Genomic DNA, 17712 nt, shown 5'->3' with positions numbered 1-17712 from the left:
ATATTTTCCAAGCTTCGCGCCGCAAATTTATTTGCCTCTGCTTACTAAACTAAGAAGTTTTAATAAGAACTCTTTGCGTTAAAATCAAAACCTCTGCACTATCCACAAAATCAGTCAGCTAAAATTAAAAAATCAATCCAAAAAAGAATATTTTCCAAGCTTCGCGCCGCAAATTTATTTGCCTCTGCTTACTAAACTAAGAAGTTTTAATAAGAACTCTTTGCGTTAAAATCAAAACCTCTGCACTATCCACAAAATCAGTCAGCTAAAATTAAAAAATCAATCCAAAAAAGAATATTTTCCAAGCTTCGCGCCACAAATTCATTTGCCTTTGCTTACTAAACTAAGAAGTTTTAATAAGAACTCTTTGCGTTAAAATCAAAACCTCTGCACTATCCACAAAATTAGTCAGCTAAAATTAAAAAATCAATCCAAAAAAGAAAATCTTCACGCTTCGCGCCACAAATTTATTTGCCTTTGCTTACTAAACTAAGAATCCTGAATAAGAGCTCTTTGCGTTAAAATTAAAGCATCTTTGTCATCAGCAAAATCAAAGACTTCCAACTTCCTTCCTTCACAAAATTTTGCCCATTTCAAAAAAATGTCTAACTTCGTCCGATACTTTAGGGGTGTCCGTTGAACAGACGGGCTGAGAATTTACCCTTTGAACCTGATTTCTAGATCATACTAGCGTAGGGAAAAGTGAGATGACTTTGCTGTACATTCTACTGTACAATCATGGACATTCCTAAAGTATTTTTAAAAATTTAGGAATGGAGCTCACAATCAATCACACGACAAAAAAGTTCGAAAAACTTCCCGAAAATCTGGAAGCGCTTCTTGCTATGGAATTACCTGAAAAGAAAAAAGGAATTGCTGTAGCACTCAACAACCGTATTATTCCGCAGTCATTCTGGGCGGAAACATTCCTCAACGATAAAGATTCAATTTTAATTATCACAGCCACTCAGGGTGGTTAAAAAAATATTATTATGGCTCATAACATCACACGTTCACCATTTCCGAACTCAAAAAAGATCTATGTTGAAGGGAAAATTCACCCGATCCATGTAGCAATGCGCGAAATACAGCTCAGTCCGACAAAACTAAGCAACGGAAAAATGGATGAAAATCCTCCTGTTACCATTTACGATACATCAGGACCTTATACCGACGAAAATTTTGAGATTAATATAGAAAAAGGACTTCCAAGAATTCGCGAACAATGGATTTTAGACAGAAATGACGTGGAAATTCTTGACGGAATCACTTCTGAATACGGAAAAGCCAGACTTTCGGATTCAAAATTGGACGAACTGCGTTTTTCATATAATCATAAACCTAAAGTAGCGAAAGAAGGAAAACAGATTACCCAATTATACTACGCAAAACAGGGCATCATCACTCCCGAAATGGAATATATTGCCATCAGGGAAAACCAGAGAATTGAGCAGTTGGATTCCGTTTCAAAAGGCATGGTTTTCCAACATCCGGGAAACAGTTTCGGTGCAAAAACGCCGAAAAATAAAATCACGCCTGAATTCGTAAGAGACGAAATTGCAGCCGGAAGAGCCATTATTCCCAACAACATCAATCACCCCGAAAGCGAGCCGATGATTATCGGGCGGAATTTTTTAGTTAAAATTAATGCCAACATCGGAAACAGTGCCGTTTCATCAAGCATTGAAGAAGAAGTTGAAAAAGCAGTCTGGGCTTGTCGATGGGGCGCAGACACCATCATGGACTTATCAACCGGGAAAAACATCCACGAAACCAGAGAGTGGATCATCAGAAACAGTCCGGTTCCCATTGGTACCGTTCCGATTTATCAGGCATTGGAAAAAGTAAAAGGCGTTGCAGAAGATTTAACGTGGGAAATTTTTAAAGATACCTTGATCGAACAGGCAGAACAGGGTGTTTCTTACTTCACGATCCATGCCGGAGTTTTACTGAGATATATCCATTTAACAGCAAAACGGGTAACAGGAATTGTTTCCAGAGGAGGTTCAATTATGGCGAAATGGTGCTTATTTCATCACAAAGAAAACTTCTTGTACACACATTTCGAGGAGATCTGCGAAATCATGAAAAAATATGACGTTGCCTTTTCTTTGGGTGATGGTCTTCGTCCCGGTTCAATTGCCGATGCCAATGACGAAGCGCAGTTCGCAGAACTGGAAACCTTAGGTGAATTAACTAAAATCGCATGGAAACACAATGTTCAGGTGATGATCGAAGGTCCCGGTCACGTTCCGATGCATATGATTAAAGAAAATATGGAGAAGCAATTGGAAGTTTGTGATGAAGCTCCATTTTACACTTTAGGACCTTTAACAACAGATATTGCACCGGGTTACGACCACATCACTTCAGGAATAGGAGCGGCAATGATCGGGTGGTTTGGTTGTGCCATGTTGTGCTACGTTACGCCGAAAGAACATTTGGGACTTCCGAACAAAGAAGATGTAAAAGTGGGGGTGATTACGTATAAATTGGCGGCTCATGCTGCAGATTTGGCAAAAGGACATCCCGGAGCGCAATACAGAGACAATGCGTTGAGCAAAGCGAGATTCGAATTCAGATGGGAAGATCAGTTCAATCTTTCTTTAGATCCGGAAACGGCGAGATCTTATCACGATGAAACACTTCCGGCAGACGGAGCAAAAGTAGCTCATTTCTGTTCGATGTGCGGGCCTAAATTCTGTTCCATGAAAATTACCCAGGAAATTCGGGAATCTGCCGAACAGGGAATGCTGGATAAATCGCAGGAGTTCATCGAAAAAGGAAAGGAAATCTATATATGATCATCGTTATCACTTCTGAAGAACTGGTTCAGAATGAAACTGAAATCATCAATGCATTATTTCAGGAAGGATTGGATTTGCTTCATATCAGAAAACCATTCATCAATTCGGAAGAAATGAAAGATTTTATCCAAAACATACATTCTGAATTTCATCATCAATTGGTTTTGCACAGTCATTACGATTTGGCTGAACGTTTTAATATTTCAAGATTTCATTTCAGAGAAATTTACAGACAGAATGATTTGTTTAAACCTTTCGCAGATCAAACGATTTCCACTTCTGTTCATGATATTAAAACTTTTAATGAATTATCTGACGATTGGGAATATGCTTTTATCAGTCCGGTTTTTCCGAGTATTTCAAAAAAAGGATACGGAGAAAACTCGAATATTTTGAATGAGATTCAAAAACGAAATCATTCAAACGTAAAACTGATTGCTTTGGGAGGGATTCATGAAAACAATGTTAGTGGAGTTTTCAACAGCAGAGTAGACGGAGTGGCTTTGTTGGGAGCAATTTGGGAAAGTAATAATCCTTTAGATATTTTCAGAAAATGCAGAAAGAGCGTCCTTTCGTAATGAACATTGCCGGATTCGATCCAAGTGGTGGAGCCGGTGTATTGGCAGATATTAAAACATTTGAACAGCTAAAAGTTCAGGGATTGTGCGTTTGTACAGCAATGACTTTACAAACCGAGTCCGAATTTTATACGCTTCAATGGCAGCCGATAGATGAAATTTTATCAGCTACCGATGTTTTGATGAAAAAATATAAAGTTGAAGCGGTGAAAATCGGAGTGGTAAAAGATGCCAAATTTTTAGCTCAGATTGTAGAAAAACTTAAATCCATTAACCCTGAAGTAAAAATTGTCTGGGATCCGGTTTTAAAAAGCACATCGGAATTTTCCTTTTTTGATCTGAATACCATTTCCGAGCTTAAAAATGTTTTACAAAAAATAGATTTAATCACACCTAACTATAATGAATACAACGTTTTGAAAGAAAATCGTCTTTTTGAACCATCAGAAAATGGATGTTCCGTATTAATAAAAGGCGGACATCGGGAAGATGAAATCGGGACAGATATTTTATGGGAAAATGGGAAAAAAATTTCAATCGAACCCAACAATACAACTTCTGTATTTTACCCGAAACACGGTTCAGGTTGCGTACTTTCTTCCGCAATTGCAAGTCATTTAGCAAAAGGAGAAAATTTGCAAAATGCCTGTCGAAAAGGAAAATTATATATCGAAAAATTTTTAACAAGCAATCCAACTTTACTAGGTTTTCATTCTTAAAATGTATCATTAAAAATCTCTATCATTTGCTGAATGAAATGCCGTTGCGAACGAAAAATATGCAGAAGACTTTTAAAGTTAACCTTGCGGCTTCGCGTTAAAAAGAAAATTACATTAAATAAAAAATGGAAAAATTACAATACATCTCTCAGGGTTCATCTTTAGAAGTTCAGGAAAAGAATATCCGGAAAGCTCTTGATTATGGCGCAAAATGGATTCAGGTTCGTTGGAAAAATACACCCGAAAAAGATTTTATCACACTCAGTGAAATTTCAAAAAAGTTATGTGCAGATTATCAGGCTGTTTTTATCATTAACGATCATGTTCAGATCGCAAAAGACGTTGATGCGGATGGTGTTCATTTGGGATTGAAAGATATGTCCGTAGAAAAGGCGAGATACATTTTGGGAGAGCATAAAATCATCGGAGGAACCGCCAATACTTTTTCAGATATTCTTCAGAGAATGGCGGAACACTGCGATTACATTGGGTTAGGTCCGTTGAGATTTACTTCTACCAAAGAACAATTAAGTCCGATATTAGGATTTGAAGGTTATGGTGAAATCATCAACAACTTAAAAGAAAAATCAATTGAGATTCCAAAAATTTTTGCCATTGGCGGAGTTGTTTTGGAAGACATCAAACGATTACAGGAAATCGGAATTTATGGAGTTGCTGTTTCCGGGCAGATTACCAGTCAGCCTTCTGTAATTAATGAATTCAGAAACATTTTAGAATTGAGTTAAATCTTTTAAACATCTAAACTAAAAAGTAAATATGAAAAATCAACCTTTAAAAATAGCCGACAGAATCTTTGAATCGCGATTGTTTTTAGGAACAGGGAAATTCGGAAGCCTGTCGGAAATGACGGATTCCATCATCGCCTCAGAAAGCGAATTGGTAACCATGGCTTTGAAAAGAATTGATGCCCATTCTTCGGAAGACGATATTTTAAGCGCGTTAAAACCTACAAAATCTCACCTTTTACCCAATACTTCAGGAGCAAGAACTGCCAAAGAAGCTGTTTTAGCGGCACAGTTGGCAAGAGAAGCACTGGAAACCAACTGGGTAAAACTTGAAATCCACCCCGATCCGAAATATCTGTTACCCGATCCTATTGAAACATTGTATGCAACAGAGGAACTGGCAAAATTAGGGTTTGTCGTGATGCCTTATATTCATGCAGATCCTGTCCTGTGCAAACGTCTTGAAGATGCAGGAACAGCCGTCGTAATGCCTTTAGGAGCGCCAATCGGAACCAATAAAGGACTAAAAACATTGGATTTTTTAGAAATCATTATTGCTCAAAGTAATGTTCCGGTTGTGGTGGATGCGGGAATTGGTGCGCCTTCCGATGCGGCAAAAGCAATGGAAATGGGAGCCGATGCGGTTTTGGTAAACACAGCAATTGCGGTGGCGAAGAATCCGGTAAATATGGCATTGGCTTTTAAAGAGGGTGTGATTGCCGGAAGAAGAGCTTTTGAATCCGGTTTGGGTGCGATTTCACATCATGCGGAAGCTTCAAGTCCGCTGACTGCCTTTTTATTTGATTAAAATTAAATGAAATGAAGAGTTTTAAAGATTTTTTTGAAAATTACCAATGGGATGAGGTAAAAACGAAACTTGAAAAAGTAACGTTAACCGATGTTGAAAAAAGTCTTCATAAAAAGAATAAAACCATAGAAGATTTTTTGAATTTTCTGTCGCCGGTTGCGGCTCAAAAACTGGAAATAATGGCAAAAATGGCTCAACAGCTTACCCAAAAGCGTTTCGGAAAAACCATTCAGTTGTATGCGCCGTTGTATCTTAGCAACGAATGTCAGAATATCTGTACTTATTGTGGTTTCAGTCTGGATAATTCCATTAAAAGAAAAACACTTTCTGATACCGAAATTCTGATTGAAGCCTCTGTTTTAAAGTCAATGGACGTGAATCATGTTTTGCTGGTAAGCGGTGAAGCCAATAAGACGGTCGGAATCGATTATTTTCTGAATGCCATACAGCTTTTGAAACCTCATTTTGCGAATATCTCCATTGAAGTTCAGCCTTTATCTGAAGAAGAATACCGACGGGTTCATGAAGCAGGAGTACATGCAGTTTTGATTTATCAGGAAACCTATCATCAGGAAGTGTACAAAGAATACCATCCGAAAGGAAAAAAGTCGAATTTCGAATTTCGTCTGGAAACGCCCGACAGAATTGGAAAAGCCGGAATTCATAAAACAGGACTCGGCGTTTTACTGGGGCTGGAAGATTGGCGGGTGGACAGTTTTTTCAACGCATTACACATCGATTATCTTCAGAAGCAATACTGGAAAAGCAGATATTCAGTTTCATTTCCGCGCCTTCGACCTGCGGAAGGAATTATTGAACCGAATTTCATCATGTCCGACAGAGATTTATTACAGCTCATCTGCGCCTACAGAATCTGGAATGAAGATTTGGAGATTTCTATTTCCACAAGGGAAAATGAAAAATTCAGAAATAACATTATTTCATTGGGCGCAACAGCAATGAGTGCTGCTTCCAAGACCAATCCGGGAGGTTATGCGGTGGATAAAGAGTCGCTGGAGCAGTTCGAAACCAGTGATGAAAGAAGCATGGAGGAAATAAAAAATATCATTAAAAAAGCAGGCTACGATCCTGTAATGAAAGACTGGGATGTGGTTTATAGCGGAACTTAAATTAGAAATTTGAACCATTAAGGTTTATTTAAAAAGTTTAGAAAAATTAAGCTTTTTACAGGAAAATAACAGGATGAGATATTCTTAAAATATTTAGATATTTCCTTAACTAACTTCATTCCATAAATAGATCTTAATGGTTAAAAAAACAATTGTGCATTTTGAACCTTTGTATTTCTAAATTAAGTGAAACGCCTTTGTTTATCTTCGTTCCAGGCAATTAAAATCTACTCTTTGTCTTTCTTAGCGTTTAAATTTTATCGCAAGGATAAACAAAGTTTTTTAAAATAAAGCAATCTTTAATGAAAGATAAACAAAGGCATTTCATTTATAAAAGTAAAACAAAAAGTAGATATATTTAACAATTAATGGGTTAAAATTACTTTCCAAGATGCACAACAGGTTGTTAAAAAATAAAAATTGTAATGAAAAAAGAAGACATCTTCGCAAGATACAGCCGACAGATCTTCATTGAAGAAATCGGATTGGAAGGTCAAAGAAAAATAATGAATTCTAAAGTTTTGGTAGTCGGAGCCGGAGGTTTGGGAAGTCCCGTTATCCAATATTTGACTGCAGCGGGAGTAGGAACTTTGGGTGTCGTGGATTTTGACGAGGTGGAACTCCATAATTTAAACCGACAAATTATTCACAATGAAAGCACGGTTGGAATTTCTAAAGTAAAAAGCGCCGAAATATTTATCAGAAATCTAAATCATCAAATTAAATTCGTTGGAATTGAACAAAAAATAGATGAATCAAACGCCGAAGAATTGATTTCCGGATTTGATGTCATTATTGATGGTTCTGATAATTTTAAAACGAGATATTTAGTTAATGATACCTGTGTACAATTCAAAAAGCCTTTGGTTTATGGAAGTATTTTGGGATTTTCAGGGCAGGTTGCGATTTTTAATTATAATGGCAGTAAAAATTTAAGAGACATTTTTCCGGAACCGCCTTTTGATGAATCTCTTCCGGATTGCGACAGTTTGGGCGTTTTGGGAGCTTTACCGGGAATTGTAGGAAGCATGATGGCGAATTTAGCTTTGAAAATTATTACAGATTTACCATTGCCGTTGAATCAGTTAACGTTGATTGATACGTTGAATTGGCGTTTTCAGACTATTGATTTTTAGTTTAAACACAAATCGCACGAATTTTTTGCACAAATCACACAAATATTTTAAGTTTTGGCTAAAGCCTTTCTTTGGGGCGTAAAAAAAAGCGGACTAAAGTCCGCTCGTATTGAATAAACACTAATGGCACGAATGTTTTTACACAGATCACACAAATTTTCTAAGTTTTGGCTGAAGCTTTTCTTTAGGGCGTAAAAAAGCGGACTAAAGTCCGCTCCTATTGATAAAATAAATACTTATCAGTTTCAATTTTGCTTAATCATTATAAATCAAAATTATTCGTGAAATTTGTGCAAAACATTCGTGCAATTAGTGTTTAGAAAAAAACTACTGTCCCTGCTGCATCACACCGCCATTTTCATCTTTCTTCGTCTGATTCAGGATGTTTGCATCTTCTTTTGCCAATTTGTTCTTCGTCGGGATTTTGTAATTAACAGACAATCCGAAATTTCTTGAGTCGTATTTCGTTCTCAGCATGACCGTTTCTCCTGAAGGTGGATTGGAGCGAACCTGCATCAATTGTCCGTTGAAAATATCATTGGCAAAAACAGAAACCGTCAAACGATTGTCCATAAATTTCTTCGTCAGCGTAAGATCCACAGAATTGTTGAATGGCTTTTCCGCGGTGAAATAAAAATACCCTGCTTTTGGAGTCAGATAACTGTAATTGGCGGTTAATTTGATCTCCTTCGGTAAAATGATCTGCGTCATCAGATTCAGAATCCAGAATCCTTTATTATTCAGATTGTCAATATCATGCTTCTGATAACCGGCATAAATATACATGAAGTTGATCTTATCCGGATTGAAATTAAACTTCATAATTTCGCTCAATGGTTTGCTGAAAATCATGAAAGGAACCGGTAATCCGACGTTGAAATTGTGGATTTTCATTTCAGAAATATTAATCTGCTCGTTGAAGAGATTTTTTCCGTCTTTTCTGATGATCTGCGCTACCTGATTTTTCGCTGAACTTACACTATATCCGATAAATGCATAATCGAAAGCTGAAATTTTTATTTCATAGTTATCAAAAATCGTTGGCTGAAGATTCGGGTTTCCCGTTACCTGCGTATTCGGTCCCTGAAATGTGGTGTTGTTAGGGTTTAAGGCAGAAATACTCGGCAAATTGATCTTTTTATTATAATTCGCTGCTACGTATACCTGATTCATCAGATTGTACTGAACACTTGCGTTCGGGAACAATTTAAACTTGTTAAAAGGAAGAAGATCTGCCTCAATAAGATTTTTGTTGTTGTAATATCTTGTAACACCGGAAATATCATAATTTTCAGCACGCGTTCCCAAAATAAAATCAAACTTTTTCAGCTTAGCCTGAAACTCCAGATAAGTTGCTGTTGTCTGTCTGGTGTATTCTAAATTCGTGATTCCTTTGCTTTCCGTATCAAAATTCTGATGCTCGTACAATCCTCCCAAACTTACTTTTCCGCCATCCAAAATCTTTAAAGGCTGAGAATAATCTACCTTAAAATTGGCGATTTCCATATCCGATTTGTTGTTCAGCTTATTAGAAAAAGGAATTCTGGGACTATTTTCAACAGGATTGGTATAAACCACATCTGTAAAAATATTATCCTGAATAAATTTACTGTCGGATTTTGTAAAACCAAACTGGAAATCCAGCTTCTGAGATTTTTCTGTAAAACGTTTCTGATAGGTTACCACAGCTTCCTGTCTCAAATTATCGGTGTGAGCTGCATCAAAGGATGAAAAATTTCCTTCTCTGATAATATTCGGATTCAGATAATACGGAAGATCAGCAAGTCCGTTGCTGGATGTATAATTATCATTGTTATTATGGTAAATATCATAATTTAAAAGCAATCTGTCCTGTCCGAGATCAAAAGTAAGCCCGGATTTTGCAAAATATCCTCTTCCCACTCTGTCCGTATTGCTTAACATCAGATTGTCCTGATTGCTGTTCAGCATACTTTCACGGTAATTCTGCCCAACGTTCAATTGCCATCCGAAAATTTTATTTCTCGCATTCAGATTTAAAGAATTGCTTGTTCTGCTTCTGAATTTATCATAATTCGTGAAAGAATAATTTCCGGAATACGTTGCCGTTAAATATTTATTCGCATTCTTATTCGTTATAATATTCATGATAGCGCCTCCTGAAGTGGCAGGAAATTCCGCACCGGGCTGTGTAATCACTTCAATTCGGTCTACAGAATTGGCGGGCATTCCTTCAAGAAAAGAATTAAGCTCATTGGAAGTAATGTTCAAAGGTCTTCCGTTCAAATAAACATCTAGAACTTTTCCCTGATACATCATTCCTGCGATATCGGTAGAAACCAATCCGGGAAGTTTTTTGATGCCTTCCAGAACGTTTCCGTTATTAAGCTGCGGCTGTTCCGAAAAATCGAAAATCGTACGGTCGGCTTTCTGTTCAACGGCTTTTTTAGTTTTGGTAATGGTTACTCCTTCAATTTGTTTTTCTTTGGTTGCCTGGTTATTCGTTTTTTCCTGGGCAAAAGAAAAGATGCTGCCCAAAAGTGATAACGCAATAATTGCTTTTTTCATAATGTCTTTCTGATATTCTATTAGACAATGAAAAAAGTACTTTTGTTACATTTTTATTCACTTAAATTTAAAATCTATATCCTGCTGAAATAAAGAGGCGGAATAATCCGCCGTACTGATCTCTGTCTGAAGCAGATAAATTTTTAACAATTCCGGCTTCCAGACCAGCTTCCACAAAGAGGTTTGAAAGAAATACATATTTTTCTCCAACTCCGGCCCCGATTCCTAAAGATGATCCCCATTTCTCATTATTTAAAGTCTGACCATTATCGTCAAGCGGAGAATATTTGTTTCTGTTGTAAATAGCTAATGCTTCAATAAAAAAATCTTTTGCAATACCTTCATTGTCTGTGTAAAATCTATAATATGGCATAACCGTATATTTTTCTTTCCATTGGTATATAAAATAACTTCCTATTCCGGCATTGTAATTAATAATCCGCTCATATCCAATATCAATTCTTGATTTAAATATTCCAAAGGCATTAATTTTTACTTCGTTGTTTTCCTGCGCGAAAGAGAGTAGAGGAAGAAACGATAAAAGCAGTAAAAGTTTTTTCATAGTTCAGTTTTACTCTTAGTTTTTAAAGCCTAAAAATAAGCGAAATCAATATAAAACAAAAAGCAACTTCAATCTGAAGTTGCTTTTTTATGATTAATTAAATCTAACAATTAATTTTTTTCCTGTTGTTTGATCAGATTCAAAGCAGAACCTGCCTTAAACCAGTCAATTTGCTGATCGTTGTAAGTGTGGTTTGCCATCACAATGTCTTTCGTTCCATCTGAATGGATGAATTCTAAAGTCAGTTGTTTTCCCGGAGCAAACTGATCGAGATCCAGGAAATTGATCACATCATCTTCCAGAATTTTATCATAATCTGCTTCATTGGCAAAAGTAATTCCCAACATTCCCTGTTTTTTAAGGTTGGTTTCATGAATTCTCGCAAACGATTTTACCAAAACAGCTTTTACGCCCAAATGTCTCGGTTCCATTGCTGCGTGTTCTCTTGAAGAACCTTCCCCATAGTTTTGGTCTCCCACAACGATGGATGGAATTCCTGCGGCTTTATAATCTCTCTGTACAGCAGGAACTTCTCCGTATTCTCCTGTAAGCTGATTTTTAACTTTATTGGTTTCCATGTTGAACGCATTAACTGCTCCGATCAACATATTATTTGAAATATTATCAAGGTGACCTCTGTATTTCAGCCATGGTCCAGCCATAGAAATGTGGTCGGTAGTACATTTTCCAAAAGCTTTTATTAAAAGTCTTGCTCCTGTAATATTTTTGCCATCCCAAGCCGGAAATTCTTCCAGTAACTGAAGTCTGTCTGAAGTTGGGCTTACATTTACCACTACAGAAGATCCGTCTTCAGAAGGCGCCTGATAACCATTGTCATCCACAGCGAATCCTTTTTCCGGTAATTCAAAACCTTTAGGCTCGTCTAATTTAATCTGCTCTCCGGCTTCGTTGGTTAAAGTATCGGTAATAGGATTAAAATCCAGTCTGCCCGAAATTGCCACAGCAGCTACCATTTCTGGAGAAGCGACGAAAGCGTGGGTATTTGGATTTCCGTCTGCTCTTTTTGCAAAGTTTCTGTTGAAAGAGTGAATGATCGAATTCTTTTCACCTTTTTCAGCACCTTCTCTGTCCCATTGTCCGATACAAGGTCCGCAGGCGTTCGTAAATATTCTAGCATTCTCAAACTTTCTGAATGAATTCAGGAAACCGTCTCTTTCTGCGGTAAATTTCACCTGCTCAGAACCCGGATTAATTCCTAAAATAGCTTTCGGTTTCACTCCTTTAGCAACGGCATCTTCCACGATAGAAGCTGCTCTTGATAAATCTTCGTAGGACGAATTGGTACAAGAACCAATCAGTGCCCATTCTACTTCAAGTGGCCATCCGTTGGCTTCTGCTTTTGCTCTGAATTCAGAAACAGGCGTTGCCAGATCCGGAGTGAAAGGTCCGTTTAAGTGAGGAGTCAGTTCAGAAAGATTAATTTCAATTAGCTGATCAAAATATTGCTCAGGATTTGCATATACCTCAGGATCACCTGTTAAATGTTCCGCGATCTGGTCTGCCGCATCTACAACATCCTGTCTTCCGGTAGACGAAAGGTATCTTCTCATGGAATCATCATATCCGAAAGTAGAAGTCGTTGCTCCGATTTCCGCTCCCATATTACAGATGGTTCCTTTACCTGTCGCTGAAAGAGATTGTGCTCCTTCTCCGAAGTATTCTACGATGCAGCCTGTTCCTCCTTTTACGGTAAGAATTCCTGCCACTTTTAAGATCACGTCTTTTGCTGAAGTCCAGCCGGACATTTTACCGGTTAATTTTACCCCGATTAATTTTGGCATTTTAAGTTCCCAAGCCATTCCTGCCATTACGTCAACTGCATCTGCACCACCAACTCCGATGGCAACCATTCCTAAACCTCCTGCGTTTACGGTATGAGAGTCCGTTCCGATCATCATTCCTCCCGGGAAAGCATAGTTTTCCAGTACAACCTGATGGATGATTCCGGCTCCCGGTTTCCAGAAACCGATTCCGTACTTATCACAAACCGAACTCAGGAAATTGAAAACTTCCGAGTTTTTGTTAATACCTTCCTGTAAATCAGCTTCTGCACCTACTCTTGCCTGAATAAGGTGATCGGCGTGAGCGGTTGAAGGTACAGCCACTTTTGCTTTTCCTGCCTGCATAAACTGAAGCAGCGCCATTTGTGCCGTTGCATCCTGCATCGCTACTCTGTCCGGTGCGAAATCTACATAAGAATTTCCTCTTTCGTGTGCCTGTGTTGCGTTTCCTTCCCAAAGGTGGGTGTAAAGGATTTTTTCTGAAAGGGTAAGAGGTTTTCCCACTACTTTTCTTGCCGCAGCAATTCTTTCCGGGTAACGCTCGTACACTTTTTTGATCATATCAATATCAAAAGTCATATCTGAATTTATTTTTCTTCTGTTTTAATTATTTGCTCTTTGCTATTAAATAAATTAACATCATTAAATTATCAAATTCTATTCCTGTATGCTTTTAAAAAGGATAAAAAATGATAAATAATTCTGAAATTTCCAACCTTCAAGTTAAGAAAAAATAAAATTTTTGTGATTGATCTAAGTTAAAATAATTTTTGCAGATCTTTAAATGGAAAGGTTCTAAATAAAAAATTGAAAGATTCTACATCTTTACGAGTAAAATCTTTCAATTCTATAAATTGTTAAAACAGCCTTTACGGCTTATCTGTAAGCTTTTTAGTGAGCGCTTGTACTTGTCAGTTCTTTAATAGAAGGAACAAAAGTAGTAAGGTCGATCCCTTCAACCGCTGTTTTATACTCATCGATGCTAGGAATTCTTCCCATGATCGCAGAAAGTACAACCACCGGAGTTGAAGCTAATAGAGATTCTCCTTTTTTACGTTCAGAATCTTCAACCACTCTTCCCTGGAAAAGACGCGTAGAAGTGGCTAAAACTGTATCTCCTTTTGCTGCTTTTTCCTGATTCCCCATACAAAGGTTACATCCCGGTCTTTCAAGATACATCATGTTTTTGTATTCAACACGAGCTTCGCCTTTAGGAGCATTATCGTCAAACTCAAAACCTGAATATTTCTCTAAAAATTCCCAGTCGCCTTCAGCTTTTAATTCATCAATGATGTTATAGGTAGGAGCAGCCACTACAAGCGGAGCTTTAAATTCTACGGTACCGTTTTGTTTTTCAATGTTTTTAAGCATTTGAGAAACAATCTTTAAATCTCCTTTGTGAACCATACAAGATCCGACGAAGCCAAGATCTACTTTTTTCTCACCACCGTAATACGTTAAATCTCTGATAGTATCGTGCGTATATCTTTTAGAAACATCTTCATTGTTTACATCCGGATCGGCGATCATCGGTTCTACGATGGCATCAAGATCTACAACAACTTCAGCGTAATATTTAGCATTGGAATCCGGAGTCAGAGCAGGTTTTTCACCGGATCTGATTTCCTCAATTCTTTTATTAGCCTTGTCAATTAATCCCTGAAGAACCTGATTGTGGTTATCCATTCCTTTATCGATCATGATCTGGATTCTGCTTTTTGCAATTTCCAGAGACTCGATTAAAGTAGCATCTTCAGAAATATTGATGGAAGCTTTTGCTTTCATTTCAGCCGTCCAGTCTGTGAAGGTAAATGCCTGATCGGCAGGAAGTGTTCCGATGTGAACTTCAATAATTCTTCCCTGGAATACGTTCTCTCCTCCGAACTGTTTCAGCATCTGAGCCTGAGTTGCATGAACCACATCACGGAAATCCATATGTTCTTTCATGGTTCCTTTGAACGTTACTTTTACAGATTCCGGGATTGGCATTGATGCTTCTCCTGTCGCCAAAGCAAGGGCAACAGTTCCTGAATCTGCTCCGAAAGCAACTCCTTTAGACATTCTCGTGTGAGAATCTCCTCCGATGATGATTGCCCATTCGTCTACGGTAATATCGTTAAGAACTTTGTGGATAACGTCTGTCATCGCGTGATATTCTCCTTTCGGATCACGTGCTGTGATCAAACCGAATTCGTTCATGAATTTCATTAATTTAGGAATATTAGCCTGTGCTTTTTTATCCCAAACTGAAGCGGTGTGGCATCCGGACTGGTAAGCTCCGTCTACTACCGGAGAAATTACCGTTGCAGCCATAGATTCCAGTTCCTGAGCAGTCATTAAACCTGTAGTATCCTGAGAACCTACGATGTTTACTTTCACACGTACATCAGAACCTGCGTGTAAGATTTTACCCGGAGTTTTCCCTACTGCATTTCTGTTGAAGATTTTTTCAACCGCAGTAAGCCCCTGTCCTTCGTTAGAAATTTCTTTAGAAGGTGCAAAAACAACCGGAGCTTCGATGCCTAAAACTTCAGCAGCAAATGTCTGTAATTTTTTACCGAACACGATAGCGTAAGATCCACCCGCTTTAATGAATTCCATTTTCTGCGGTGTGAAAGATTTTGTAAGATCGATAAGCTCCTGATCTCCGTTGTATAATTTTTTCTCTTTGGTATTGATGGTTAAAACCGTTCCCGTTGCAACAGAATAAGTCTGCTCAAGAATAGGTTCGCCTTCTTCGTTAAGAACAGCTTTTCCGTTTTCGTCTACTTTCTTTACCCAGTTTTTAAGATCGATTCCGATACCTCCGGTTACGTCTACTGTTGTAAGGAAGATTGGTGAAATTCCGTTGGTACCTCCAACGATAGGAGCAATATTTACGAAAGGAATATAAGGACTTGCCTGTTTTCCTGTCCAGAGTGCAACGTTGTTTACACCGGACATACGCGAAGAACCAACTCCCATTGTTCCTTTTTCAGCGATAAGCATTACGCTTGCATCCGGATGTTTTGCCTGTAAGGCTTTAATTTCTTCCTGCGCCTGAGGCGTAATCATGCATTTACCGTGTAATTCGCGGTCTGATCTTGAGTGTGCCTGATTACCCGGAGAAAGTAAGTCGGTAGAAATGTCTCCTTCCCCTGCGATGAAAGTAACCACTTTAATTTCTTCAGCAACTTCAGGAAGTTTTGTGAAGAATTCTGCTTTTGCATAGCTTTCCAGAATTTCTTTTGCAATTTCGTTCCCGATATTGAAGGCTTCTTTCAGACGGGTTGTATCTGCTTCATAAAGGAAAACCTGCGTTTTCAGTACTTCTGCAGCCTGTCTTGCGATATTTTTGTCATTTCCTAAAGCCAGATCCAGCAATACTTCGATAGATTTTCCACCTTTCATGTGGGACAACAATTCGAAAGCAAAAATAGGAGAGATTTCTTCTACTACAGATTCACCAAGAATAATTTCTTTTAAAAATTTAGCTTTTACACCGGCTGCACTTGTGGTTCCGGGTAACGTGTTGTAAATAAAAAATTTAAGAGAATCAGCCCTGTATTCGTTTGCTGTATCTTTAATCTGCGCGATAATCTCGCTTAATAATTCTGCACTGTCAATCGGCTTTGGATGAAGCCCCTGAGTTTTTCTTTCTTCAATCTCTTGGATGTAATCCTGATAAATATTCATAATAATAGAAATCTTTTCAATCTTAATCGGATGATAATCAATCTTAATCAAAGGAAGATTATCATCGTGTGTTTTCCGGCAGAATTATTATTTTTTGTTTATTTGATCTAAGCAAGAAGCTGAAATTTTTAGATAGTATATTAAAAATGACTTCTTTAAAACGTCTGTCATAATAAACGCCTGAAAACGTGCCCAAATTTACGGAATTTTACAATTTTTTCAAGTTTAAATTATTTAGATTCTTTATAAATATGTATTTTATATTTTCTATTTTTGGCGATATTTTTGCAAACAATTGATGATTATGAAAAATGTAGCTTCGGTTTTATTCCTTTTTATTTCGGTTTTTGTTTTTTCTCAGGCTAAAACAATGAAGAAATTGCCTTCGAAAACAGGTTCTAAAACTGTGGTTAAAACATTACCAGAAAAGGCAAAACTTAATAGCAATTTTCCGATCATCAATGAAGAGCTTCCGCTTTTAATTCCGAAAAAACAGGACGGCAAATTCGGGTATGTGAACCAAAAAGGAAAATTTATCATTCAACCGGAATATCACATTGCGGTATTTTTCTACGAAGACTGTAATCTTCTGAACTCTCCTAATGTAAAACTCAGAAAATTCGGGACTGCGGATTATGCGACGGTAGAAAAAGATGAAATTTCTTACCGTGTCGACAGAACAGGCAAAAGAGTGTATCAGTACAAACAGTCCGATTTGACAAAATGTCCTCACAAAGAGTATGTTCAGCAGCTTTTTCAGGTATATACGATGAATGGTTTTTTCGGAATCATCGAAAAAGCAACGTTTGAAAATCCTTATGATTACAAGCAGTTTAAAATTTATCCTCAATACGATTACCTTTTTATTTTAGAAGGTGATAATGTTGCTAATCCGATGATTATTGCTTCAAAAAATAATGTTTTCGGAGTGGTGGATGTGAACGGAAAGGTGATTATTCCGTTTGAATATTCTGATATTAAACGAAATTTTAGCTGGAAGCTTGGTAAAATGTTCGAGGTTTCAAAAGATAGTAAGAATTATTACTATGTAGATTCGCAGAATAAGACCTATTAGATTTAAAAATGAATTTCCAGAATCTTTCTCCAATAGCGCAAATCTTTAATTAAATGATTTTAGTGCGTAAAAATAGGCTGAAAAACGTAATTTCCCACAGTTGGTAAATTTTTCGTAATTTCGCGGC

At 37.5% G+C, this 17712-nt stretch carries 13 protein-coding genes and 1 riboswitch; of the genes, 9 read left to right on the top strand and 4 right to left on the bottom strand.

What is annotated here, in order from left to right:
* Nucleotides 1–615: 615 nt before the first annotated feature.
* A riboswitch (TPP riboswitch) is annotated at nt 616–716 on the top strand.
* A gap of 57 nt (nt 717–773) precedes the next feature.
* The 8 genes from thiS (at nt 774) to WFH39_RS16140 (ending at nt 7924) form a co-directional block, all read left to right on the top strand.
* Nucleotides 774–980 (top strand): sulfur carrier protein ThiS, encoded by a 207-nt coding sequence (gene thiS / locus WFH39_RS16175; RefSeq protein WP_336690629.1) that lies wholly within the window; start codon nt 774–776, stop codon nt 978–980.
* Nucleotides 981–992: 12 nt separating this feature from the next.
* Nucleotides 993–2804 carry a phosphomethylpyrimidine synthase ThiC gene (thiC, locus tag WFH39_RS16170; RefSeq protein ID WP_336690628.1) on the top strand — a complete coding sequence of 604 codons (1812 nt, stop codon included), beginning with the start codon at nt 993–995 and terminating at the stop codon, nt 2802–2804.
* Nucleotides 2801–3385 (top strand): thiamine phosphate synthase, encoded by a 585-nt coding sequence (locus WFH39_RS16165; RefSeq protein ID WP_336690627.1) that lies wholly within the window; start codon nt 2801–2803, stop codon nt 3383–3385. Before thiC ends, WFH39_RS16165 begins: the two co-directional genes overlap by 4 nt.
* The gene (locus WFH39_RS16160) at nt 3361–4104 is read left to right on the top strand and encodes a hydroxymethylpyrimidine/phosphomethylpyrimidine kinase (RefSeq protein ID WP_336690626.1); all 744 of its coding nucleotides are present in this window, start codon (nt 3361–3363) and stop codon (nt 4102–4104) included. The genes WFH39_RS16165 and WFH39_RS16160 overlap by 25 nt, the downstream gene beginning before the upstream one ends.
* A 125-nt stretch (nt 4105–4229) precedes the next feature.
* The gene (locus WFH39_RS16155; RefSeq protein ID WP_336690625.1) at nt 4230–4850 is read left to right on the top strand and encodes a thiamine phosphate synthase; all 621 of its coding nucleotides are present in this window, start codon (nt 4230–4232) and stop codon (nt 4848–4850) included.
* A 31-nt stretch (nt 4851–4881) separates the two neighbouring features.
* Nucleotides 4882–5658, top strand: a complete 777-nt coding sequence (locus WFH39_RS16150; protein WP_108408743.1) for a thiazole synthase — start codon at nt 4882–4884, stop codon at nt 5656–5658.
* 11 nt (nt 5659–5669) lie between these two features.
* Nucleotides 5670–6788 (top strand): 2-iminoacetate synthase ThiH, encoded by a 1119-nt coding sequence (gene thiH, locus WFH39_RS16145; RefSeq protein WP_336690624.1) that lies wholly within the window; start codon nt 5670–5672, stop codon nt 6786–6788.
* A 425-nt stretch (nt 6789–7213) separates the two neighbouring features.
* Nucleotides 7214–7924, top strand: a complete 711-nt coding sequence (locus WFH39_RS16140; RefSeq protein ID WP_336690623.1) for a HesA/MoeB/ThiF family protein — start codon at nt 7214–7216, stop codon at nt 7922–7924.
* Between the two features lie 327 nt (nt 7925–8251).
* Here WFH39_RS16140 and WFH39_RS16135 read toward each other — a convergent pair whose 3' ends face one another.
* From WFH39_RS16135 to WFH39_RS16120, 4 genes are all read right to left on the bottom strand, one after another.
* Complete coding sequence (locus WFH39_RS16135) at nt 8252–10471, bottom strand: outer membrane beta-barrel protein (protein WP_336690622.1); 2220 nt, start codon at nt 10469–10471, stop codon at nt 8252–8254.
* Between the two features lie 67 nt (nt 10472–10538).
* Nucleotides 10539–11033: a hypothetical protein gene (locus tag WFH39_RS16130; RefSeq protein ID WP_076393713.1), complete on the bottom strand. Its 495-nt coding sequence runs from the start codon at nt 11031–11033 to the stop codon at nt 10539–10541.
* A gap of 110 nt (nt 11034–11143) precedes the next feature.
* Nucleotides 11144–13414: an aconitate hydratase gene (locus tag WFH39_RS16125; protein ID WP_116096748.1), complete on the bottom strand. Its 2271-nt coding sequence runs from the start codon at nt 13412–13414 to the stop codon at nt 11144–11146.
* Between the two features lie 312 nt (nt 13415–13726).
* Nucleotides 13727–16510 (bottom strand): bifunctional aconitate hydratase 2/2-methylisocitrate dehydratase, encoded by a 2784-nt coding sequence (locus WFH39_RS16120; RefSeq protein WP_336690621.1) that lies wholly within the window; start codon nt 16508–16510, stop codon nt 13727–13729.
* Nucleotides 16511–16814: 304 nt separating this feature from the next.
* Here WFH39_RS16120 and WFH39_RS16115 point away from each other — a divergent pair, with 304 nt between their 5' ends.
* Nucleotides 16815–17585 (top strand): WG repeat-containing protein, encoded by a 771-nt coding sequence (locus WFH39_RS16115; RefSeq protein WP_336690620.1) that lies wholly within the window; start codon nt 16815–16817, stop codon nt 17583–17585.
* Nucleotides 17586–17712: the final 127 nt, after the last annotated feature.

This window comes from Chryseobacterium sp. MMO-72, from assembly GCF_037146035.1.
Lineage (GTDB): Bacteria > Bacteroidota > Bacteroidia > Flavobacteriales > Weeksellaceae > Chryseobacterium > Chryseobacterium indicum.
The sequence above is the reverse complement of the archived record's forward strand: the minus strand, read 5'-3'. Positions and strand labels throughout refer to the sequence as shown.

What these genes read in the sequence shown, in the direction of transcription:
- WFH39_RS16130 (WP_076393713.1), bottom strand. Translation starts at nt 11,033, where the DNA reads ATGAAAAAACTTTTACTGCTTTTATCGTTTCTTCCTCTACTCTCTTTC.
- WFH39_RS16125 (WP_116096748.1), bottom strand. Translation starts at nt 13,414, where the DNA reads ATGACTTTTGATATTGATATGATCAAAAAAGTGTACGAGCGTTACCCG.
- WFH39_RS16140 (WP_336690623.1), top strand. Translation starts at nt 7,214, where the DNA reads ATGAAAAAAGAAGACATCTTCGCAAGATACAGCCGACAGATCTTCATT.
- WFH39_RS16155 (WP_336690625.1), top strand. Translation starts at nt 4,230, where the DNA reads ATGGAAAAATTACAATACATCTCTCAGGGTTCATCTTTAGAAGTTCAG.
- thiS (WP_336690629.1), top strand. Translation starts at nt 774, where the DNA reads ATGGAGCTCACAATCAATCACACGACAAAAAAGTTCGAAAAACTTCCC.
- WFH39_RS16115 (WP_336690620.1), top strand. Translation starts at nt 16,815, where the DNA reads ATGAAAAATGTAGCTTCGGTTTTATTCCTTTTTATTTCGGTTTTTGTT.
- thiC (WP_336690628.1), top strand. Translation starts at nt 993, where the DNA reads ATGGCTCATAACATCACACGTTCACCATTTCCGAACTCAAAAAAGATC.
- WFH39_RS16120 (WP_336690621.1), bottom strand. Translation starts at nt 16,510, where the DNA reads ATGAATATTTATCAGGATTACATCCAAGAGATTGAAGAAAGAAAAACT.
- WFH39_RS16165 (WP_336690627.1), top strand. Translation starts at nt 2,801, where the DNA reads ATGATCATCGTTATCACTTCTGAAGAACTGGTTCAGAATGAAACTGAA.
- thiH (WP_336690624.1), top strand. Translation starts at nt 5,670, where the DNA reads ATGAAGAGTTTTAAAGATTTTTTTGAAAATTACCAATGGGATGAGGTA.
- WFH39_RS16150 (WP_108408743.1), top strand. Translation starts at nt 4,882, where the DNA reads ATGAAAAATCAACCTTTAAAAATAGCCGACAGAATCTTTGAATCGCGA.
- WFH39_RS16135 (WP_336690622.1), bottom strand. Translation starts at nt 10,471, where the DNA reads ATGAAAAAAGCAATTATTGCGTTATCACTTTTGGGCAGCATCTTTTCT.
- WFH39_RS16160 (WP_336690626.1), top strand. Translation starts at nt 3,361, where the DNA reads ATGCAGAAAGAGCGTCCTTTCGTAATGAACATTGCCGGATTCGATCCA.